The sequence below is a fragment of the Corynebacterium pacaense genome, from assembly GCF_900169525.1.
Classification (GTDB): domain Bacteria; phylum Actinomycetota; class Actinomycetes; order Mycobacteriales; family Mycobacteriaceae; genus Corynebacterium; species Corynebacterium pacaense.
Genome location: NZ_LT821240.1, coordinates 1,095,357 through 1,117,876 on the forward strand (window position 1 = coordinate 1,095,357; position 22,520 = coordinate 1,117,876).

Annotated in this window: 18 protein-coding genes, 2 pseudogenes and 1 other annotated feature; of the genes and pseudogenes, 11 read left to right on the top strand and 9 right to left on the bottom strand. The window is 62.1% G+C overall.

The annotated features are described in order from the left end of the window. The first annotated feature begins 1 nt into the window (after position 1). Positions 2-979 carry a magnesium transporter CorA family protein gene (locus B7E02_RS12085; RefSeq protein WP_080796402.1) on the top strand — a complete coding sequence of 326 codons (978 nt, stop codon included), beginning with the start codon at positions 2-4 and terminating at the stop codon, positions 977-979. A gap of 17 nt (positions 980-996) precedes the next feature. On the opposite strand, the gene B7E02_RS12090 is transcribed toward B7E02_RS12085, so the two are convergent. The 4 genes from B7E02_RS12090 to B7E02_RS12105 all read right to left on the bottom strand — a co-directional run bounded on the left by B7E02_RS12090 (position 997) and on the right by B7E02_RS12105 (position 5,996). After that, positions 997-2,202 carry an alpha/beta hydrolase gene (locus B7E02_RS12090; RefSeq protein ID WP_080796404.1) on the bottom strand — a complete coding sequence of 402 codons (1,206 nt, stop codon included), beginning with the start codon at positions 2,200-2,202 and terminating at the stop codon, positions 997-999. Positions 2,203-2,273: 71 nt separating this feature from the next. Continuing rightward, positions 2,274-3,452, bottom strand: coding sequence for a glycosyltransferase family 4 protein (locus B7E02_RS12095; protein WP_080796405.1), 1,179 nt, complete (start codon positions 3,450-3,452; stop codon positions 2,274-2,276). A gap of 195 nt (positions 3,453-3,647) precedes the next feature. Beyond that, a complete protein-coding gene (locus tag B7E02_RS12100; RefSeq protein ID WP_080796928.1) occupies positions 3,648-5,207 on the bottom strand; it encodes a Y-family DNA polymerase in 1,560 nt (519 codons plus the stop codon). Positions 5,208-5,222: 15 nt separating this feature from the next. Continuing rightward, positions 5,223-5,996 carry a hypothetical protein gene (locus tag B7E02_RS12105; RefSeq protein ID WP_080796407.1) on the bottom strand — a complete coding sequence of 258 codons (774 nt, stop codon included), beginning with the start codon at positions 5,994-5,996 and terminating at the stop codon, positions 5,223-5,225. Positions 5,997-6,430: 434 nt separating this feature from the next. Between B7E02_RS12105 and B7E02_RS12110 the strand changes: the two genes are divergently transcribed. From B7E02_RS12110 to B7E02_RS12150, 9 genes are all read left to right on the top strand, one after another. After that, a complete protein-coding gene (locus B7E02_RS12110; RefSeq protein ID WP_080796409.1) occupies positions 6,431-7,456 on the top strand; it encodes a bile acid:sodium symporter family protein in 1,026 nt (341 codons plus the stop codon). 244 nt (positions 7,457-7,700) lie between these two features. Continuing rightward, positions 7,701-8,594, top strand: coding sequence for an SMP-30/gluconolactonase/LRE family protein (locus tag B7E02_RS12115; RefSeq protein ID WP_080796411.1), 894 nt, complete (start codon positions 7,701-7,703; stop codon positions 8,592-8,594). A 3-nt stretch (positions 8,595-8,597) separates the two neighbouring features. Next, positions 8,598-9,929 (top strand): MFS transporter, encoded by a 1,332-nt coding sequence (locus B7E02_RS12120; RefSeq protein ID WP_245802269.1) that lies wholly within the window; start codon positions 8,598-8,600, stop codon positions 9,927-9,929. 163 nt (positions 9,930-10,092) lie between these two features. Further along, the gene (locus B7E02_RS12125) at positions 10,093-11,115 is read left to right on the top strand and encodes a LacI family DNA-binding transcriptional regulator (protein ID WP_080796416.1); all 1,023 of its coding nucleotides are present in this window, start codon (positions 10,093-10,095) and stop codon (positions 11,113-11,115) included. A gap of 18 nt (positions 11,116-11,133) precedes the next feature. Beyond that, positions 11,134-11,871, top strand: coding sequence for a 3-oxoacyl-ACP reductase FabG (fabG, locus tag B7E02_RS12130; RefSeq protein ID WP_080796419.1), 738 nt, complete (start codon positions 11,134-11,136; stop codon positions 11,869-11,871). A gap of 5 nt (positions 11,872-11,876) precedes the next feature. Further along, complete coding sequence (locus B7E02_RS12135; protein WP_080796421.1) at positions 11,877-13,346, top strand: CoA-transferase; 1,470 nt, start codon at positions 11,877-11,879, stop codon at positions 13,344-13,346. Positions 13,347-13,358: 12 nt separating this feature from the next. After that, entirely contained in the window at positions 13,359-14,543 is a 1,185-nt protein-coding gene (locus B7E02_RS12140; protein ID WP_080796423.1) for a thiolase family protein, read from the top strand. A 35-nt stretch (positions 14,544-14,578) separates the two neighbouring features. Next, positions 14,579-15,718 carry a glycerate kinase family protein gene (locus B7E02_RS12145; RefSeq protein ID WP_080796425.1) on the top strand — a complete coding sequence of 380 codons (1,140 nt, stop codon included), beginning with the start codon at positions 14,579-14,581 and terminating at the stop codon, positions 15,716-15,718. A gap of 19 nt (positions 15,719-15,737) precedes the next feature. Next, on the top strand, positions 15,738-17,312 hold the full coding sequence (locus B7E02_RS12150; protein ID WP_179129721.1) for a class I adenylate-forming enzyme family protein: 1,575 nt from the start codon (positions 15,738-15,740) through the stop codon (positions 17,310-17,312). Between the two features lie 336 nt (positions 17,313-17,648). Here the strand turns inward: B7E02_RS12150 and B7E02_RS12155 are convergent, their stop codons facing one another. From B7E02_RS12155 to B7E02_RS12160, 3 genes are read right to left on the bottom strand one after another with little or no spacing between them, the layout of a single operon-like run. Continuing rightward, positions 17,649-17,906 (bottom strand): integrase core domain-containing protein, encoded by a 258-nt coding sequence (locus tag B7E02_RS12155; RefSeq protein ID WP_425429808.1) that lies wholly within the window; start codon positions 17,904-17,906, stop codon positions 17,649-17,651. Continuing rightward, complete coding sequence (locus B7E02_RS14955) at positions 17,807-18,091, bottom strand: DDE-type integrase/transposase/recombinase (protein ID WP_425429800.1); 285 nt, start codon at positions 18,089-18,091, stop codon at positions 17,807-17,809. The genes B7E02_RS12155 and B7E02_RS14955 overlap by 100 nt, the downstream gene beginning before the upstream one ends. 21 nt (positions 18,092-18,112) lie before the next feature. Further along, on the bottom strand, positions 18,113-18,445 hold the full coding sequence (locus tag B7E02_RS12160) for an IS3 family transposase (protein WP_080796430.1): 333 nt from the start codon (positions 18,443-18,445) through the stop codon (positions 18,113-18,115). A gap of 3 nt (positions 18,446-18,448) precedes the next feature. Next, positions 18,449-18,580: a sequence feature (AL1L pseudoknot), on the bottom strand. 935 nt (positions 18,581-19,515) lie between these two features. On the opposite strand from B7E02_RS12160, the gene B7E02_RS12170 reads away from it, so the two are divergent. Further along, positions 19,516-20,640 carry a serine hydrolase domain-containing protein gene (locus B7E02_RS12170; RefSeq protein WP_080796433.1) on the top strand — a complete coding sequence of 375 codons (1,125 nt, stop codon included), beginning with the start codon at positions 19,516-19,518 and terminating at the stop codon, positions 20,638-20,640. Positions 20,641-20,718: 78 nt separating this feature from the next. Here the strand turns inward: B7E02_RS12170 and B7E02_RS12175 are convergent. Both B7E02_RS12175 and B7E02_RS12180 read right to left on the bottom strand, forming a co-directional pair. Then, positions 20,719-21,011 (bottom strand): annotated as a pseudogene (locus B7E02_RS12175) (IS3-like element ISAar45 family transposase); the annotation flags it as partial. 7 nt (positions 21,012-21,018) lie between these two features. Next, positions 21,019-22,418, bottom strand: a pseudogene (locus B7E02_RS12180) (IS30 family transposase). Positions 22,419-22,520: the final 102 nt, after the last annotated feature.

Here is a 22,520-nt window from a genome sequence, read left to right on the forward strand (position 1 = left end):
CATGCACATCACCACTCGCTCCTATCGTGACGGCCGGGTCATAGACAAGGATTTCCCACTCGCCGAGCTCTCGCAGCGACTCAAGGATGACACCACCACGCTGTGGGTGGACCTCGATGACGTGGAGCCGATGACGCTCGATGACATCGCCGAGGAGCTCCATCTCCACCCGTTGGCCGTCGAGGATGTGCTGGGCAGCCACGAACGCGCGAAGATGGTCCGCTACCCCACCCACCTCTTCCTCACCCTCTACGCCGTGCGGGCGCCGGAGGACAGCACGAAGCACATGGAACGCAGGGAGATCGGCATCTTCGTCACCCGCAACGTCGTGGTCACCGTGCGGCGGAACGCGAGCTTCGACATCGATCGTGCCCGCGAGGCATGGGAGGCGCAGCCCACACTCCTGGCCGAGGGCGCGGTGAGCATTCTGTGGGCCATCATCGATCTCACGGTGGACAGCCACTTTGACACGATCCAGACCCTGGATGAGCGGCTCGCCGAACTCGAGGAGCAGCTCTTCGCCGAGGACAACGATGATGACAACATCCGGCACAACGCCTACCGCCTGCACAAGCACGTGCTCACCCTGCACCGGCTGGCGCTTCCCACCCGGGAGATCGTGACGGCGATTCTCAACCGCTCCCAGCCGCCGTTGCCCGGGGTGATCATCCCCTACTTCCAGGATGTCTACGATCACACACTGCGGGTCACGGACTGGTCGGACACCCTGCGTGACCTCGTCAGCACCGTCATCGACACCAACCTGTCCATCCAGTCCAACAACATGAACCTGGTAATGAAGAAGCTCTCCGGCTGGGCCGCGATCATCGCCGTGCCCACCCTGATCACCGGCTACTTCGGTATGAACGTGCCCTATCCCACCGCCACGGAGCAGATCGGTGTGATCATTTCGGGCGTGCTCATCGCGCTGTCCTCGGTGGGGCTCTACATCATGTTCAAGAAGAACAACTGGCTGTAGCACGCCGCACGCGGCGGTCAGTACAGCGCGTGCCTGACGGCGTCCCAGCCGGGTCGCAGCTGCTGGTGGAAGTTGGTCCAGTTGTGCATCCCGTACTCGGGGTATTCCACCACCGCATCTGTCTTGCCCTCCCTGATCATGGACTTCTCAAGGTTCTGGGTACAGGTCATGGATCCGCGTTCCACGAACAGTCCGCTGACCATGGCTGCGAAGACCGTTCCGTCGTAGCTGTCCCTGACCTCCTGGTTGGCCGCGCCGTGCGCCGCGGACAGGTACACCGCGGTGCCGTTCAGCCCCGCCGGGTTGAGGGTGACGTCATTGTCTATCCAGTCCTGTGAACCGTACGGCCCCCACATGTTGTCAACGTCACCATTGTAGGAATCGACGGTGAGGTGGGTGATGGCTGCGCCCATCGGATCCATGGTGGAATAACAACCGGAGATGCCGATGGCCGCGGCGAAGGTCTCCGGATGGAGGTTTGCCATGCGCAGAGCTGCACCCGCGCCCATGGACAGACCGCCGATCCCACGCCGGCCGTTGAATCCCAGTCCGTTGGCGGGGTCCTCCAGAACGGAGGGCAGCTCCTCGGTGAGGAAGGTTTCCCATTTCATCAGCCCCAGAGCCGGGTCCGCCCGCTGCCATTCGGTGTACATCGACGAGGGTGCCCCCAGCGGCATCACCGCGGTGACATTCTCATCCCTGAATACCTCCTGCACCGTGCCGGTTCCCACCCATCCCGAGGTGGACTCGGGGGCGCCGATGCCATCGAGCAGATAGAGCATCGGTGACGGTTCCGCGGAATCGGCGGGCAGCATGACCTGGACCTGGACCACGCGTTTCATTGCCGGGGAGGCGATGTACCAGCGCTCACGGCGGTTGGGTGCATCCTCGACGCGCCTGTCCACGAGTGCGACCTGGCGGATGCCCTCATCAACCGCCGGTGGCCAACCCGCCAGCGGCTCCCTCGGTCGGCGGAAGGGGAAGCCGTTCTCGGTCATCCCCAGCAGGTCGGAGGATCCGACAACGCCGTCGAGCAGCGCCCCCGTCAGCCCCGGATACTGGGAGGAACCGGCGACCGACCCGGTGATCGCCTGATTCGTCGAGGAATCGGCGAATGATGAGTGCTCCTGCGCACCCGCGTGGGGGATGCCCGTGCCCGCAAGCGCCGCTGCAAGGGACAGTGAACAGAGCGCCGTGCACATGCGCCGAGGGTGTTTCGCCATGGGGGATGATCTTAGCGGCCCGTTCCCTGGCGGTGCACATCTGCTTCCGCAGGCACCGGCGGATGGACGCCTCAGGCGTCGACCGTGTTCTCCAGCACGGTGATCAGGGTGCGGTACAGGTCGTCCCTGTCGAACCGTGCCCTGCCCAACTCCCTGCTGCGGTGCCCGGCGCGCTCCAATCCGGAGGGATCGCTGACGATCGTTGTCAGCTGCTGCACCGCCGTGTCCAGGGAGCGGTCGAGCTGCCAGCCTGCGCCGGCCTCCACCACGGCGTCCTTGAGCCAGCCCTCGTGGTTGACCAGGATCGGTCGACCCGCCGCCAAGCCATCGAAGACCTTGTTCAGAGAGTTCACCTCCAGGCACGGATCCTCATGCAAGGAGGACAGGACCAGATCCGCGGCTGCGACGTAGCCGGCAACCTCCGTCTTCGACCTCTTGCCGATGAGCACCGAGTCCACATCCAGACCCAGTTCCGCGGCGAGCAGCCGCAGCCTCTGGCTGTCCCGCCCCTCGCCGATCAGGACGAAGCGGATTCCACGGTCCCTGACGGCCGCGGCCAGCCTGACCACCCATTCCAGGTGGTAGGTGGGCCCGAAGCCACCCGCGTAGACAACAACCGTCTCATCGTCGCCCCATCCCTGCTGCACCCGGAACGCCCGGCGTTGGGCGGGTGTCTTGTCAAAGACCTCGAAGTCACAGGCGTTGGGAATCACGGTGACCTCCTTCTGCGGCGCCACCTCCAGAACCCCCTTCTTCATCCCCGGTGACAGTGCGACCACGCTGTGCGCACAGCGGTATGCCATTGTCTCGAGTGTGAGGGCGATCCGGATCGCGAGGGGATTCCTCAGATACCCCAGCTCAATGGGGACAAAGGGCCACAGGTCACGCACCTCGAAGATCATGGGAACCCGCTGGAACACCTTCCCCACGATCCCCGGAACCGCGACGGTCAGGGGGGTGGAGCTGGCGTAGACGACATCCGCCTTCGTCCCCGCCGCCACGATGCTGGATTTGACCATGAACCTGGCGAAGGAGACCATCCTCTCGGGAACGGACATCGCATTGCGGTAGGGAACCGCCAGGCGATTCACCCGTATCCCCTCCACCTCGGTCTTCAGCGCCTTCGCTCCCCCGCAGATCATGGTCACGTCATGCCCATCGGCGGCCATGCGTCTGGCGAATTCATAGGGTCGGCTGCCGCCGTCCTCACCGGGAAGCTGAAAATGCTGGTGTATATACGTGACCTTCACAACACTCTCCTTGAATGATCCAACTGACAAATAACCCCCGTGAAGATGGGCACGGGGGCACATGGTTGGGAATAGATCCTCAGGGTAGCAGAACTGCGTTCCAAAAATCCGGGCTGTGCGGAACTTCCGTTTCAACACTACCCGGGGCATCACGCACCGCGGAAGCACCGGCGGAGCATGAGGGCGCGTACGCGTTCAGTACGTCGCCTCCACCCGCCACCGCCCCGCGGCCCAGATCAGCAACCATGCGGCCACCGCGGCATCATCGTCCACCTCGTGCCCCACCACCTGAAGCCGCGCGTAGCGGTTGCCCTCCGCGGACCACCAGCGATCATCCACCGGCCAGGGTCCCGCCCATCCGGTAACCAGGAAGTGCTTCTTTCCCCAGGCCAGGGCATAGGGTTGTGCACTGAGCACGGCCTCGGCGGTGACCTGGACGCGCTCACCCGAGGCACCGATCAGCGCCACCCGCGATGCCGGGTGGTTCGGCCCGCCGCCGAGCCGTGCCGGCAGCGGACCCGGAATCCTGCCCACCCACGGACCACCGGGGTCGCGCACCGGGTCACGCCTCTCGCCATAGGGCACCAGCTGAATGCGGTCCTCCACCCCCCTCCCCCCGACGGGTACCGGCTGCAGCACGGCATCCACCCCCAGCGTTGACTGCACCCGTGCAATCACCTGCCTGGCCAGTGCCCTACTGGCGCCACCGGTGTCCCACAGACCACCGCTGGCCATCTCCGGGGGCACGCACTCCAGCGGGGCGAGTTCGAGGAAGATGATGCCCTCCGTACCATCACCGTCCACCTCCCCCCGCACGGTGAGCCAGCCGTCGAGCTGCCAGCGGACACGGTCGGCGGTGGCGGCCTCCGTGAGCGCCTCACTGGTGCGCCACAGCCTCGAGACATCGGTACCGTCGGTGAATCCGGCCGTCACCCTGAGCACCTGGCACACCACGCCCGCCCCGGCGAGCACGCGGTGCAGTCTCATGGCCAGGGTGCGCGCCACGAACGCCGCCGTGTCCACCCGCGTGATCGGCTCCTCGGGCTCATGGGACACCTCCCACCCGGCACGGGTGATCGGCGGGGCGACGTTGCGCGCCTGCCGCGCGGTGGCGATGGTGTGGCAGCGCAGACCCGCCGCCCCGAAGCGCGTGGCCACCGAGGTCACCGGCAGTGCCGCGAGCTCACCCAGGGTGCTCACCCCCAGATCACCAAGTGCACCCACCACCTCCGGATCACACCCCAGCGCCTCCTCCGCAGCCAGCACGCGCAACGGCTGGCGCTGAAGAAAGCCTATCGACGCCCCCCTCCCCACCACGGCCGCCACGATGGCGGTGCTGATCTCATCGGCCACGCCGATGACCACGTCGGTGCCGCGCCTGGAGGCGGCGTCGATAAGCAACTGTGCGGCCCTGTCCTCCGAGCCGTTGTAGCGGGCGACCGCGCCCACCTCCACCGCGACCAGTCCGGGGCGCAGCACCTCCACGGAGGAGGCGACATCGCCGAGGGCTGCGACAACGGGTTCGAACTCCCTGCCGTCCCGGTCGGGATCATCATCGACCACCGTCAGCTCGGGGCACACCGCACGGGCCTGGCGCACCCGCATCCCGCGGCGCACCCCGCGCGCACGCGCGGCGTGCCCGCACACCCGGATGCGGTGACCTGCGGAAACTGCAACCGGGGACTGCGGGCTCAGCGCCTCGCTGCGCTCACAGAGCACCGCCTGCACCGGCCAGTCCGGGAACCACAGTGCCATGATGCGCATCACAGGTCACACCACCCGCAGCGCCGGGGTCGCACCGTGCCCACCAAGCAGCGCCTCGTCCTCGGTGCGGTGCACCACCACCGTCCTCGATGCCGCAGCCCGCCCCCTGGCCAGCACCCTCACCCTCATCTCCACACTGCGGATGCGACCGGTTCCCCGCCCGATCCCGCCATAGCCGGTGATCGACGATTCCACCCTCGCCGCAGGAGAAGCCACCTGCGTGCCCACCATCAGCAGCGCCGCCGCCCCCTTGCGCAGCTTGCCGAGCAGGGGCCTGGCCCTTGAGGGCGAAAGCATGATCTCCGGCCCGCGGTAGACCACCAGATCCAACCCCTCACACAGCACCGCGGCCACATTCAACGGCTCCGGACCCGGATCGGGAATAACGATCAGGTTATCGCATACGCCACCGGCTCCCACCAGCCCGGCAAGACCGAGATCGCGCCATCCGACCACTGCGGCACACCCTCCCGAGGCGGTGACACGGGTCAGGAAATCCAGCACCAGAAGGGGCTGTTCCCCCATCACCGTTACCTGCCTGCGCATCAGCCCGCCACCCGGAAAAAGGTCGGCCACAGCGCCGGGAGCTGCAACAACATCCCCGGGCGCGACCTGCGAATCGGACACCCCGCCAGCGGGGGCATCCAGTTTCAGCGCCGCCGCCCCCATGGAGGACATGCGTGAGCGCAGCACCTCAATGCGCTCCGCCCGGCCCAGCTGGGCCAGATCCTCCAGACCAGCAGAGCCCGGATCAGCCTGCCGCACACCCGTTCCATCCATGATCACTATTCAACACTATGTTCGAACGCCGGGCAAAGCTCCCGGACTCTCCGGTGTGTGCACCGGGATAGAGGTGGCAGTGGGATTTTTCGATGGGTCCTTCCACCTGCGCGGGCGGAGCCTCCCCCATCATCCGGAGAGTCACAAGGCACCAACGATGGCCCTCTGCCGACTCCACGCCCACCTCCCTTCCATCGGCCACGCACCCCGGGAGTAAGGTCGTATCTAGCGCCGTTCACCTGCGACGTATTTTCACCGCCTGAGGATGCACATCCCCCACGGTGAGGATGCCCCCACAATGAGCAAACCCCTGCCGCACCACGACACCGGCTTGCGATCTCCGCCCACGTGCACCGAGGCATCCCCTGTTTGTTTGAAGAAGCTTATCGACGCCGCCCTCCCCCGGACGCGGCGTGCACACAAGGACAGATCCAATGAAGACAATCTCGAGATTCGGCGGGTGGATGACCAAATGGTTCACACTCATCGTTGTCGCCTGGGCCATACTCAACTACTTCCTCCCCGATGTCAGCCTCTGGGCGAAGAGCTACACCAACTACCTGCTCAGCATCGTGCTCTTCGGCATGGGTCTGACACTCGGGCTCGATGACTTCAAGCGCATATTCAAAATGCCCCTCATGGTCATCGTGGGCACCATCGCGCACTACCTGATCATGCCGCTGCTGGCGGTGTTCCTCTGCTGGGTCTTCCAGCTCGACGGCATGCTGGCCGTCGGTGTCATCCTCGTCGGCTGCTGCCCCTCAGGCACCTCCTCGAACGTGATGTCCTTTCTCTCCCGCGGCGACGTCGCCCTCGACGTCTCCATCGGACTCCTGTCCACCCTGTGTGCACCCTTCGCCATCCCGGTTCTCATGCAGGCACTGGCCAGCCAGTACGTGGAGATCCCCACCGAGAAGATCTTCCTCACCGCACTCCAGATCGTGGTCATCCCGATTATCGCCGGCGTCACCGTGCACACCCTGTTCTCCAGCCAGGTGCACAAGGTCACCCCGGTTCTCCCCGCGGTCTCCCAACTCGCGATCCTGCTCATCATCGGCGTCGTCGTCGCCGCCAACCACAGCAAGCTGATCAGCAGGGAAACCGCCCTGCTCATCCCCGTGGTCATGCTGCACAACCTCCTCGGCTACGCACTGGGCTACCTCTTCAGCCGCCTCATGCACCTGGTCTACCCCCAGGGATTCCGCTACGCGCAGCAAAAAGCCATCACCTTCGAGGTGGGCATGCAGGACTCCGCCCTCGGTGCCACCCTCGCGCTCCGGGCCTTCGCCGGCGATCCGATCGTGGCCATCCCCTCCACATTCTTCAGCGTCTGGCACAACATCTCCGGCTCCGTCCTCTCCGCCTGGTGGCGCCGCCGCGATGACCGCCTCGGGATTGACCCTGATTCTCTGACGGGGGCAGCACCCAAGGCACGGGAAGCAGAACAAAAGGTTTCCTAGGCTCGCCGACTGGGTTCTACCGCCTGCCAATCTCACACCCAACGGATTCGACCCTGCCGGGTCACCACTCACGAGAGGACGGCCCGCTTAACGGTTGCTTACGCTATGTGGCGGGGACGATGATCTTCCACACACCTACATCATGTGCCTTGGGGCACATCCTATTTGTAGAGTCGATCAGATCACTTGGACCATCACAGAGCCAAGCCTTGATCCCATCCGTTCGTTGTGAGGAGACTGGACAATGCAACCGAAAATCGATGTCCTGTTGGACATCAAGACCACTCTGGGCGAGGGACCCGTCTGGGATGCCCCATCCCAGAGGCTTCACTGGATAGACAGCACCGACGGCCGAATTTTTCGCGCCACCCCGGGAGGAACAGAGCTACGCGCATGGGAGGTCGGCGAGCCCATCGGCTCCATGGCTCTCTACCAGGATGGCTCCGCATTTCTGGCCGCGCTCAAGAGCGGTCTCTACCGCATAGATATCGAAACCGGGGAGAAGACTCTCCTTGCAGAGACCGGTGAGAACAAAACCAGGACCCGGCTAAACGACGGCAAGGTTGACCGGCAGGGACGGTTTGTCGTCGGGTCCATGGACATGCTCGAGGAGGATCCACTGGGTCACTTGTACTCGTATACCGAGGCCGGCGGGCTGAGCATCCTGGACGAGGACATCATCTGCTCCAACGGGCCATGCTTCAGTCCAGACGGCACCCTGCTGTATTTCTGTGATACCTGGACCGGGGAGATCTGGAAGTACGATTACGATCCCACCACCGGGAGTGCCAGTAACCGGTCCGTCTTTGCAGAGGTTGATACCTCCCAGGGCGGAGCCGCTGACGGTGCCACCGTCGATTCCGAGGGATTCCTCTGGCAGGCACTGGTCTACAGCGGAAAGATCGTTCGCTATGCCCCCGACGGAGCCATCGACCGCACCATCGACATGCCGGTTCTCAAAACAACGAGCCTGGCGTTTGGCGGCCCGAATCTGGATATCCTCTACGCCACATCCATGGCAAAGCCGCCTCTTCCCCGCTTCCCCGAGGATGGCCAGCTGCGTGGCGCACTGTTCGCTATCACCGGAACCGGTGTCACGGGCATCGCGGAACCACGCTTCGGCGCAGGGGAGGGCTGACAGGTGTCCAAAGCTCTTCAATCAATGAAACAGATCCACCGCTACTCCTGGGTGTCACTGGTCGTCTGCTGGGTTATCTGGGTTCTCAACGCCTATGACCGGGAGATTGTCCTGCGTCTCGGACCATCCATCTCCAAAACCTTCAACCTCTCCCCCGACGCCTGGGGTGTCATGGCCGCATTCATCATGATCGCACTGGCCATTCTGCCTATTCCCGGCTCCGCATTGAGCGATAAGTACGGCGGCGGGCACAAGCGCGCCAAGTTCCAGGTTCCGTTGATCATCGGAGTTGCCACGCTCTCCTTCATCTCGGGATTCAAGTTCCTCAGCCACAATATCGTCACCTTCTTCGCGCTGCGCTTCGGCGTCAACCTCGGCTCGGGCTGGGCGGAACCGGTCGGTGTCAGCAACACCGCGGAATGGTGGCCCAAGGAACGTCGCGGATTCGCCCTCGGTGTCCACCACACCGGCTACCCCATCGGCTCCCTGTTGTCGGGCATCGGTGCCGCCGCAGCGCTGACCTGGTTCGGAAGCGCGGGATGGTCCTACGCGTTCTTCTTCACCCTCATCGTCGCCGTGCCCGTCATGCTGTTCTGGGTGAAGTACTCCACCGCGGACAAGATTGACACGCTGTACGCCGATATCACCGCCAAGGGGCTCACGCCGCCGGACATTGTCACCGGAGGCGCGGACCGACCCCGTGGCCTGCTGAAGAAGGTACTGGCCAACCCGCGCGTCACCGCCACGGCCGGCACCACCCTGCTCACCCAGATCGTCTACATGGGTGTGAACACCGTTCTCCCGCTCTACCTCTACAACGTGGTCGGGTTGTCCATGGCGGAATCTGCGGCGATGAGCGTAGTGTTCGCCTTCACCGGCATCATCGGCCAGGTGCTCTGGCCGACCCTGTCCGACATCATCGGCCGCAAGGTCACCATCATCGTCTGCGGTGTGTGGATGGCCATTAGCGTAGGGTGTCTCTACTTCGCCACCACCTCCCTCATCGTCGTCGTGGTGCAGCTCGCCTTTGGCCTGGTGGCCAACGCGGTGTGGCCGATCTACTATGCCGCAGCCTCCGACGCCGCTCCCGAGGGCGGCACCTCCACCGCCAACGGAGTGATCACCACCGCGATGTTCATCGGTGGCGGTCTCTCCCCGATCATCATGGGACGCCTTGTCGGCCTCGGCGGTGGCTGGGATTCCTCGACCGGCTACGTATACACCTTCATGTTCATGGCCGCGTGCGCGCTTCTCGGCGCGATCATCCAGATCTTTGTCAAACAGCCGCCCATTGTTCATTCGACAGGCAAGAGGGGCAGCCAGGTGCCCGCGTAGCACGTCTCCCCCCGTTGATGCCCCGTGCCCTGCCCCCGCCCCGGGGCAGGGCATGGGGCATTGGAACCGCACGTCACAGCCGCTTTTACTTAACAATTGCTTAACTGACCTACCCTTTGTGAAGATTATCGCACACCAGGAAACGTGAGTTAGGAAACAGTCAATGTCTTCACTTGATCAGCATCACATCGCTGCATCGACCTTCGCTGACCTGGCACGCGACCTTGGTGTATCGCGGGCCGCCGTGAGCTATGCCCTCAACGGCAAACCCGGTGTCTCCCCCGCCCTGCGCACGAAGATTCTGATGGAGGCACGCCGGAGGGGATTGATCACCAAGGACCTGGATAACACCTCCATCGGGTCCATCGGAATGATCCTCGCGGATCTGGGCAATCCCTTCTATGCCAATATCGCGACCGCGGCGACCAGGACAGCACGGGAGCAGTCGGTTGAACTCCTGCTCTCCCATAGCGCGGATAGTCCGGAGGCGATCGCGAAGGCCGCCGAGGCCATGACACAGCACGGCGTCAAGGGGATCATCCTGACCACACTCAACATCGGTGATGGTGGCCTGGTCCGGGATCTGCGTACCCGGCGCACCCCAATCGTGCTGTTGTCCCGGCGCGTTCCCCAGCTCGCAGACATTCCCTTCGACGGGATCGACGACTTCAGGGCCGGCTACGAGCTCATGGCGCATGTGATTTCACATGGATACACCGACATCGCCATCGCCACGGGAGGGTTCGCCTCCTATGCGACGAGCCGGAGAATCGAAGGGTTCCTCGCCGCCGCGAAAGCTGGAGGGCTTCGCATCCCGAAGACAAGCATCATGTCCACCAGTCTGAATGTGCTCGGTGGGGATATCGCCGCCGAGTATCTGCTGGAGAGCAGGACGCTCCCGCAGGTGGTGGTCTGCGGCGCTGATGCCATCGCCACCGGCCTCATCAACCGCCTGGCTCTCGCGGGGGTATCGGTACCGGGCGATATTGCGATCGTCGGTTTCGACGGCATCGCCGGCACCCAGCACCCCTTTCTCGATCTGACAACGATCGTGCAACCCACCGAAAAGATGGCACGCAGTTCCATCGCGAAGATTCTCCAGCTCGCCGGGGGCGGGAAGATCGACAACCCCATCACCATTCACCCACACAAACTTCATGTCGGTGGTTCCTGCGGGAGCCACTGACCGGATCTAGGAGATCAGATGATCTACACCCCCTTTGAAAACAAGAATGCCATCGTCACAGGTGCATCCAGGGGCATCGGCCGAGGAATCGCGCTCAAACTGGCGGGGCGGGGAGCCCGTGTCGTTGTTGCCGACGTCAACCTTGAGGCGGCGCAGGAGACCGCCGAGCTGTGCGGCAACGGTGCCATCGCAGTCTCCCTTAACGTCGCGAAGCCGGATGCGGTGCGCAGCACGGTCGCTGATCTCATCGCCGAACTCGGCCGGATCGACATTCTTGTTAACAACGCAGGCATCAACCGTGACGCCATGCTGCACAAAATGTCCGATGAACAGTGGGATTCCGTGCTCGCAGTTGACCTCTCCGGTGTGTTCTACATGTGCCGCGAGGTGGGAACACACATGCGCACCAACGAATACGGACGCATCGTCAACGTGGCTTCCGCCTCCTGGATGGGCAATATCGGCCAGACCAACTACGCGGCGGCCAAGGGAGGGGTGGTGTCGCTGACCCGCTCCATCTCCAAGGAACTGGCCTTCAAGAACGTCACCGCCAACGCCATCTGCCCCGGCTTTATCCTCACGGAGATGACCAGGGCGATCCCGGAGAAGATCTTCAACGATCAGCTGGCCAAGATCCCCCTCGGCCGGCCCGGTGAGCCCGAGGATGTGGCGAACCTGGTGGCTTTCCTCGCCTCCGACGATGCCTCCTACCTCACCGGCGAGGTCATCAACATCGGCGGAGGCTACAAGCTGTGACAACGATGATCCACGCCGCCGAGGTACCGTCGCTCATCCACAACGGCGATACCGTGGTCACCGACGGGATGACGCTCATGGGAGTAGCCGATGAGGCCCTCAAGGCGATCGAGGATTCCTTTCTGTCCAGGAATGAACCGCGCGATCTGACCTGGGTGCACGCGGCGGGCCAATCCAACCGTGTGGAGGGCCTCGCCCGTGTGGCCCACAAGGGCCTGGTCAAGCGGGTAATCGGGTCCCACTGGGGACTCAACCCCCCGATGGGCGAGCTGCTGGGCAACAATGAAGCGGAGGGTGTCTGCCTGCCGCAGGGACAGCTGTCCACCCTGTTCCGGACCATCGCCGCCGGGCGCCCGGGGCAGCTGTCCACGGTGGGAATCGGCACCTACATCGATCCCCGCAACGGGGCCGGTCGCATCAACCAACTGGCCGAGGACAATGTGGGGGCCACGGAATATGTGGACCTCATCGAGCTCTACGGCGAGGAATACCTGCTGTACAAGAGCTTCCCGCTGAACGTGGCCATCATCCGCGGGGACGCGATCGATTCCAACGGCAACCTCAGCCACCGCGAGGAGGCGTCGGGACTTGACGCACTGGCCATCGCCCAGGCCACCCACAACTCCGGCGGCATCGTCATCGCCCAGGTCAAGGCCGTGGTCGAGCCCGGTGGCATCACAGCCCGCGAGGTGGTCGTCCCGGCACCGCTGGTGGATTACGCCTTCGTCACCACTGATGCCGCAGCCCACCACCGCCAATCCCACAGCTTCCCCGAGTTCGATGCGGAGGTGATCTCCGGACACATGGCGCCTGAGAAGCTTGAGGAGGCCTTCGCCCTCCAGGAGACTCCGGAGCACCGCCTGGCTGTGGGTGCGCGGGGCGTCACCCTGGTCAACAGCGGCGACGTGATCAACGTGGGCACCGGCATCCCCGCCGATACCGTCGGCAAGGCGCTGGCCAAGGCCGAATTGCTCGCGGACGTCCACCTCACCGTCGAGTCGGGTACGTATGGTGGGCTTCCGCTCGGGGTGGTTGATTTCGGCTGCTCCATCAACCCGGAGGCCATCATCGGGCATCCGCAGCAGATGGATTTCTACAACGGTGGCGGCGTGGACATCACCTTCATGGGCGCCGGCCAGGTCGATGCCTCAGGCGATGTCAATGTCTCCCACCTCGGGGGCAAGGCCATCGGCTGCGGTGGCTTCATGGACATCGTCGACGGTGCCAAAACCATCTGCTTCCTCATGTCCGCGGGCGGTAAGTACACCAAGTATGTGGGCGAGGTTTCCCAGGTGAGCTTCTCCGGGAAGCATGCCCTGAACAAGGGCAGCCGGGTCTTTCTGGCCACCGAGTTCTACCTACTGCGGTTCACCGCACAGGGATGGACGCTCATTGAGGCCGATGATTCCCCCGAGGCCACTGATGCGCTGGAGCGCATTCCATTCACCCTCACCCCTGAACCTCACAATTCTTAAGGAGTTCTGAAAATGTCTGACAATAAGGTCGTATTCCTCGGCGGTGACCGCACCGCGGTGGGCACCTTCGGTGGATCCCTCTCCGGCGTCCCGACACACCAGCTGGGCACCCACGCCATGACGGCGGCACTGATCAATGCCGGGGTTACGGCAGAGACAATCGATGAGGTGATCATCGGCTGCGTCGGCCAAGTGGGCGAGGAAGCGTTTTTGGCTCGGCGAATCGCGCTGGGTGCCGGGGCCCGTGAGGATTCCACCGCGATGACCGTCAATCGCCTCTGCGGTTCCGGACTGCAGGCGATTCAATCGGCCGCACTGGAACTTCAGTCGGGAGATTCCAGGTATGTGGTGGCCGGAGGTGCGGAGAACATGTCGCTCCAGCCTTTCCTCGACTACCACGCCCGGGACGGCTGGCGACTCGGCGACCGCACTGTCATCGACGGCACCAAATCACTGGTCACCGATCCCTTTGGGCAGTACCCGATGGGTAACACCGCTGAGGCGGTGGCCACCGAGTTCGGCATCTCCCGGGAGGAGCAGGACGCCTTCGCCCTCGAATCCCAGTTAAGGGCCGCACAAGCTCAGGAAGCCGGGCTTTTCGACGCTGAGATCGCACCCATTGAGGTTCCCCGGAAACGCGAGACCGTAACCTTTGCCAGGGATGAGCACCTCCGGCCGAACAGCACCGCGGACAAACTCGCGGCACTGCGTCCGGCCTTTGTGAAGGGCGGGACCGTCACCGCAGGGAATTCCTCCGGGATCAATGATGCCGCGGCAGCCCTGGTGCTTTCGCTTGAGTCCACGGCCCGGGCCGATGGCCTCGCGCCCATCGGTGAGCTGGTGGCGTTTGCCAAGGCGGGCATCCGTCCGGAGATCATGGGTTACGCCCCCAGGCTGGCCACCGAACGGGTCCTGTCCAAGGCTGGTCTGAGTCTTGATCAAATCGACTGGATCGAACTCAACGAGGCCTTCGCCGCGCAGGCTGTCGCGGTGATCCGCGATGTGGGCATGGATCCGGCGAAGGTCAATCCACTGGGTGGGGCGATCGCGCTCGGGCACCCGGTGGGGGCGACAGGGTCGATCCTGGCGCTGCGCACCCTGATTAATCTGCGGCGGACCGGTGGTGAGTACGGTCTGGTCACCATGTGCATCGGTGGCGGCCAGGCTGTTGCTGCCATCATCCGAGTGAGCTCATAGCTCCGCTGCTAGCACCCGTAGAAAAGGCCCTCACCATGAGATTCATTATTGCACCGGATTCCTTCAAGGAATCGCTCTCCGCGTCCCAGGCTGCCCTTGCCATGGCAGCAGGAATTGAAAGAGTGTTCGTGGACGCAGATATTCGGCTCATCCCCATTGCCGACGGTGGTGAAGGCACCTGCGAAGTAATCACCCAAGCACTGGGAGGCGAGATTCACCGAGTCCAGGTGAGAGGGCCGCTCGGTATGGAGACCACCGCGGCCTTCGGCTATGCCCCCGACTCCGGGACAGCCATCATCGAGGTAGCTGAGGCAATCGGTATCCATCTGATACCTGCGGCCAGTCGCGATATCTGGAGGGCCTGCTCCTTCGGGGTGGGGCAACTGCTGCAGACAGCCCTGGATATGGGTGCGCAGAGGATCATCCTGGGCCTAGGGGGTTCGGTGACCAATGATGGAGGAGCCGGAATGCTCCATGCACTCGGTGTTCGGGTGCTCGATTCCGCAGGATCCCCGCTGCCCGCGACACCACGAGGACTCCAACAGTGCACATCCGTGGACTGGTCCGCAGTGGATCCGCGCTGGCAGGAGGTGGAGATCGTCATCGCCAGTGATGTCACCTCCCCGGCCACCGGGCCAGAGGGGGCGACGTACGTCTTCGGGCCGCAGAAGGGTGCGCAACTGGAGGATCTGCCCGCACTTGATACTGCTATCGGGCGCTGGGTCACCGCTCTGGAGGAGGCCTCCGGCCGGGCGATTGGTGAGCACCCCGGGGCTGGTGCCGCCGGTGCCCTGGCAACGGGACTTCTCGCCTTCTTCGATGCCACGATTACTCCCGGCGCGGATCTCATTCTTGATCTGGTGGACTTCTCCGGGCAGTGCGATGAGGACTGCATCGTCTTCACCGGAGAGGGGAAGATCGATGCCCAGACTGCGGTGGGGAAAGGCCCCGCTCGGGTGGCGGAACTGGCGAGGAAACGAGGTGCCCGAGCGTTCGCCTTCGGTGGATTGGTGGATGAGGGTGCCCAGAAGCTGCTCCCCGAACTTTTCGATGCCGTCATTCCCATCAATCGCAGTGTGGGCGATCTCGCGGGAGCGCTTGCCGGGGCGCAGGGAAACCTCCGCGAGGCCAGTGCCATGGTCTGCCACATTCTCGCAGCACACAGCAGGTCGTAGAAGGAGGCGGAGAGACACGATGATCAGCGGTACAGACTTATGGCCTGAGAATGTCATGGCCAGGGATCAACGGGGCATCGGATTCGATCCCGCGCTGGGTTCCTTCACGGGTGTCCCCGCCACTCTCTTTGAGGCCCTTGATATCAGCGCCTCACGGTTCCCGGATAAGCCGGCCGTGGTGCTGGAGCACGGGGAGAGCTACACCTTTGCACAGTTGAAGGCACGGTCCCTGCAGTTGGCCGGCAGGTTTTCCCACCTCTCCGTGTCCCCGGGTTCCAAGGTGGGACTGCTCCTGGACAACTCCGTGGAGTTCTGCCTCGCCCTCTATGCGCTGAGCAGGCTGGGGGCGGTGGCGGTGATGCTGCCCGGAAAGCTAAAGTCCGCAGCATTAATGGAACTGGTGGCACACTCACGGCCCGACATGGTGATTGTGGAACCCGATAGGCGTAGCCTCCTACGGGATTGCGGTTGCCCCACCATCACCATTCCGGAGATCCAGGAGATGGTGATGGAGCCCGCTCATGCGCAGCTTCCTGACGTCGACGTACATGGCAATGACCTGGCCCTCATGATGTTCACCTCCGGCACCTCGAGCAGACCGAAAACTGTGGCCATTTCGAATGACAACATCATCCAGGCGGCCATGACCTATGAACGAGTGTTTGCCCTCGGTCATACCGACCGTCTGATCTTTGGTGTGCCGCTGTACCACGTCACCGGTGTGGTGGCGATCATTGCGCAGTTCACCCTGACAGGCTGCACGCTCTATCTGCAGCGTCGCTTCCACCCCGAGCGTTTTCTGCTGTGGGCGCGTGAGGTGCGTGCCACCTATGTGCATGCCTCCCCCACCGTGTTTGAGCTGTTGTTGCGTTCCTGGCCGACGGGGTGCGAGATCCCGTCCATCAGGATTCTCGCCTGCGGTGCGGCAGTCATGCCTACCTCGCGAATCCTCCGGTTGAAGGAGAAGCTCCCGCACGCCGAGTTCAGAACGATTTATGGGCTGACGGAGACCACCTCGCCGGCGAGCATCTTTCCGGTCGATGCGGGTGGTTCTGAGCTCATCGGTGCCTCGGGGTGGCCGATCCCCGGCGTTGAGCTGCGCATTGTGGATGACCGTCGGTGCGAGGTGAACAGCGGTGAGGTCGGTGAGATTGAGGTCCGGGGTTCCACCGTGTGCCTGGGTTACATCACCGGGGATGGCCGGTTGGACACGGTGGATTGGCTACCCACCGGGGATCTGGGCTTTCTGGATGAGCACTGTTTCCTGCATGTGGTGGATAGGAAGAAGGATCAGATCAACCGCGGCGGTGAGAAGATCTACCCGCATGTGGTGGAGGAGGCACTGAGCAACATCGCGGGCATCACGGATGCCTGTGTTGTCGGCATTGACGACGAGCTCTACGGCGAGGTCGCGGGAGCCCTCTATGTTGCCGATCGCACGATTGCCCCCTCCCAGCTCACCGCGGAACTGCGCACGAGCCTGCCCAGTTTCGCCATTCCCTCCATCATGCGCCAGGTGGATGAGATCCCCAGGACAGCGGGGTTGAAGGCTGATCGGAGGGCTGCGAGGGACCTTCTAATTCAGGAATTGTGAATCAAAAGCACTGAAACCACATCTGACTCCTATCGATAGATGTATCTCCAATCCTTCTCATTGTCTGGTAAAAGCTCGAACAACAGTAGGCTAGTGGTCGGAAGTCGAGTCCGTTGATCTGCCTCATTGTTAGCATTTCATCGCGACTATGGAATGCCGACAGCGGCACTGCTTAAACTTGTTGACAATGCAAGGCGACTAATCCACCTCCTTGATCCGGCATTTCTCCGAGCATCGGAACACCTTAAATGTGACGGTCAGGCCCAGTGTCTACTTGGTCAGAAATGATCTGTCTGTCAAGCCCCGAGTTTTTGTGGAGGGTGATTTACTTGTCGATCAGGCCGCGTAGGCCTGAAGCGTCTGCCATTCCTGATGAACTTCCTTCGGTGGGCGATGAGCCAGGGCGGAGTGCAGCCTGCGGTTGTTGTACCACCCGATCCACGCCGAGGTCGCCACGATCACATCCGTCAACGTCGGCCGGCTCCGCCGGTCAATTAGCTCGGCCTTGAACACCGAATCCAGCGCTTTGGCCATCGCGTTGTCGTAGGAGTAACCCGGGATCCGACCGAGGCCACGACCTTCGACTCCACCAATTGAATCAGCCTTGCACTCCCCGGTCGCTGTGATGGATCACCCTCGGAGAAGTCCTCACCAGCAAAAAGCCGCGCCGATAAGGCCATATCCAAGGCGTCGCGGGCCAACGAAGCCCGCATGTGGTTCGTCACCTGCCAACCGACGATCTCACGCGAGTAGGCGTCCAACACAAACGCCGCATACACCCAGCCGGCCAGAGTGGGAACTTAAGTCATGTCGGCGACCCACAACATATTCGGCGCGGTCACGGCGAAGTTGCGATCGACCAGGTCCACCGGAGACTGATCGGCGTCCGCGCTACGGGTCGAGGGCCTTTTTTTCCTTCGGCGAATGCCCACCAGGCCGTCGGAGGCCATGAGGCGTTGGCCGGTGCAGCGGGCAATGTGGCCGAAGGCGCTCTCGCGGATGTTCTCCGCCCAGAGTTTCCGGGCACCGTAGCAAGAGTAGTTGTCCGCGAAGATGCGGCGTAGCGCCCGGGTGATCTGCTTGTCCCGGATAGACCGGGTTGATGTAGGCCGTGATTTGTGGGCGTAATACATACTCGGGGCTATCTTCGCGCTGGTGGTAGCCAGGACACGGATGATGGGCTCGACCCCGAATTGTGCGCGGTTGTCGACGATGAAGGTGACGATTATTTCTGTGGGCGGCCTGGCTCCGCTTACGACAAAAAGCCGGGGTCTTCTTCAGGATATCGTTGGCGCGTTTGGCTTCCGCGAGTTCGGCTCGCAGCCGGCGGTTTTCTGTTTCCAGGTCGACCGACTCGACCGGGGTGCCGGCCCCGGTTTCTTTGTGCTTGCGGACCCACACGCGCAGCGTTTCCTTAACCCACGCCGAGCTCTGCGGCGATGCGGGTGACCGCGCCGCAGACGGTGAAGGGATCTGACTGGGCGTAGGCACGAGTTCAATGGCACGTAGTTTGAGCTCCGGGGGGGTGCTTGAGGGGGTATGTGAGAGTTTCCTTTTCCAGTTTCCTACCCTCCCTTGAACCCGGGGCGAACCAGCTGCTGACAAGAGCACTGCTCAAAAGGACGTGACCCAGGTACCATCTGGAATCCATTCTCCGAACAGCTCATACGCGGCTCTCATGGACTCCATCGCTTTGGAAAATCTTACCCAGGAGCCCCAAGTACAGATTCCTCGGCATGGTGCGTTGACTTTCTGCCGCTGGTCACGCCATCTCCTTCCAGCGTCTTTGGGCGACGGCAGTGGTTCGATGCGTGCCCATGTTATAACTGCGAGTTCGCCGCGCCGGTCCATTGATCAGGATCAAGATGTCTCGTCCGCAGCGTACCGGATAGACGACGAACGCCTACTGGAAAGAACCTTAGGAGGCGACACCGATGGACGCACCACCCATGCCATTTATCGCTTGTTAGAGAGCTCGCACCGCACCTATCGACTAATAAATGCAGTAGCAAAGCCTTGAGTTTTCATTGCCAAACATAGATCTAGGCCGAATTTCTATTGACAAATAGAAAGTATTAGTTTTTACTTACTTTGCAATACACACATCATTCACAGGAAAAAGAAGGCGTTCGTGAAGCACTTGAAAAAATCCTCGTCCTTTGACGGATCCCGCGGCACTCGGTGTCGGCAAGCAACAACATCAATGGCCACAATTCTACTGGCTACCTCGCTTTGTATCCCTGCAGCCCAGGCTTTTGAATTCACCAGTTCTAGCAACATCAGCAGCGGATCAAGCTCACTTTCAACCTCAGCCGATCACGCAATTACCGAACTTCAGCTCAAATCCATCCTCGGCAGTCAAAACATTCCTGGAGCCCAGGTGGTTCACAGAAAAGGTTCCTTCACGGAAAGCTACGCGATTGGTACTGCACGCCTAGATCTCGAAACCCCGGTCTCTGAGAACACGATGTTCCAAGCGGCATCACTCACGAAAGTAGTCAGTTCGTATGCGTTTCTGAAACGCGTTGATTCCGGCGAACTTGATCTGGACACTCCCCTCTGGAATTACTACCAATCCCCCAGAATCGCCAACAATTCCGAGGCCCAGATGATAACCGCACGTATGGTTCTCAACCATACGACTGGTCTACCCAACTGGGCAGGAACCCCGGGAGATGCGAACTCGGAGCTGACGCCTCAGTGGACACCAGGTACCAAGTACGGATACTCGGGCGACGCATTCTTTTTACTGCAGCAAGTCGTCGAGCATCTTGAAAACAAGGACTTCGCGGATATTCTCAGGGACGAAGTTTTCACGCCTTTCGGCATGAGCCATTCCTCGCTTGTTTTTCGCGATGAAGACGTTCCCCTCATGACAGTCGGTCACGATGAGAATGGCGTACCAGGAAAGCTGAGTGAATACCGGCATGGAAATGACGCCTATACGCTGCTGACCACAGGCCTCGACTACACTTCCTTCATTCAGCGAGCAATAGTTGATGGGGAAGGACTGAGCAAGAAGATCCACGAAGAATGGTTGTCGCCCTCCTCTGACGCAAACCAAACTCCACCAAGTCCTGCGGATCCTTATATTTCCTGGGGATTGGGAGTCGGCTTGGAGGAGAGCAATCTGGGACCAGCCGTGTGGCATTGGGGAGACAATGGGACAAGGCGAGCGTTTTTCATTACGTTCCCGGAACGCGACGAGTCTGTCACCATGTTCTGGAACAGCAGCAATGGACAGAAATCAGCAGCGGCGACCCTGAAGCTGTTCCTTGGCAACACCGACTTCCACTCCATTGAATGGGTCGATGGCAACCCCGAGTAACAGCCGCACACTGATCTGACACCCATTTGTTGGGCGGACGCGGAAAGGTCTGCTGCACGGATAGGTGACAGTTGTTAGTCACACCGCGAGTGCGACATCTTTGGTCATTTTGGTCTCAAACTCGATAGGCGTCCAACGGACCAAGCGGATCTGGCGTCGACGCCGGTGGTAGGTTCGCTCGATCCAGGTCACGATCGCGATGCGCAGCTGCTCACACGTGGTCCAGGAGCAGCGGTCGAGGACGTTGTTGTGCAGCAGCGCGAAGAACGATTCATTGGCGGCGTTGTCTCCGCTGGAGCCGACTCTTCTCATGGATCCGACCATATGCGGTGACAGGCCAGGGCGCGGAGCATCTTTCGGCTGCGATACTGGCCGTATTCAACTGGTCGTCGCAACAGTTGGTTGTTGGACTAAGCGTAGCTGGTCTTCAAAGGCCTCTGCAGGCGTTTTCCATCCGAGGATGCCGCGTGGCCGGTTATTGATCCCTGTCGCTATCGCAGCGATCTCCGCGGCACTCCACCGGGAGAGATCAGTACCTTTCGGAAGGTAGTGGCGCAGTAGCCCGTTGAGGTGCTCGTTGCCGCCGCGTTGCCACGGACTCTTGGCATCGGCGAAAGACAACCGGGGTCTTCGTGGCTTCAGTGAACAGTGCGTGGGCTGAGATCTCCTTGCGGTGGTCCCAGGTCAGCGATCGACGCAAAGGCGGTGGTACGGGAATCATCGCCTTGATCAGCGCGTCCTTCATCGTCATTGCCACATAGCCAGCCAATGCGGGCCCATTCTTCTTCGGCGGAATGAGCCCATATCCGGTTTGTCGCGGTAAGTGAACGAGTATTGCGTATCGGGTGGAGCGCTCGATCAAGGTGGCCACTGCTGAACGTTTCAAACCGATGATCAGATCTCCTTCCCGATGGCCGGCAATCTTGCGGTCCTCGGCCTCTTCTGGCCGCTTGGACAGCACGGTCTCGGCTGTGACGTGTGCCCACCTCTGCTGACGCGTCCGCGCTCGGGGCATCCGCTTGGTACGGCCTCTACGAAGGTGCCATGACTGTCTGCGGTCAAGGCCACCGCGGGACTCGAGTTAAAGAGCCTGGTAGATCGCTTCATGCGAAATCCTCATCGTCGGATCATCAGGGAAGTCCACCGGCAACCGATTCGCGATCTGCTGCGGACTCCACGCTGTGACCCATTCGCGGTCCCCACGGTGGGGTTTGTTCTTTCCCATCCCATGCCGGCCCTTCGGGGCCGATGATCTCGCCATCAGCAGTGACAATGCCACCGCTGAGTTTGTCCTGGACATACTGGCGCAGTTGGCCGTGGGTTGCCAATTTCGCTATCTTCGGACGCCGGGCACGGCGTTCAGCGTGCCACTGGGCAGTCGAGGCCTTGTACGACAGGTGATACGTTCTCGTCGAGGCGTTACGTCGCAGCTCTCGTGAGATCGTCGAAGGGCTGCGGCCCAATCGACGAGCGATTTCTCGGATACCGATTTCCTGGGCTCGCCATAACGCGCTGTCTTCTCGCTCTGACGAGGAGATATACCGTCCTGACACGGTCGGGGACAACTGTGGATTCACACCACCAGCATGCCGGAACCAACGGTGGGCGACTGGCTCGGATACATTCGCTGCATCGCCTGCTTCTCGGGTCTTTGCTCCCTGTGCGATAGCCTGCCAGAACTTTACGCGGTCCTGTCTCCAGGCCACGGTCGGACGCCCTGGCGACACGATCTGTCCCCGATACGCTTGAACCCGTTTCTGTCTTGCACGGACTCCCATTGAACACCTCGCTGAGGTCGGTGTTGCAACGACGAGTTGAATACGGCCTGCGAGCCGCCAGCTACCCCGCCTGGCGGCTGCACCACTACAATCATCACCGAC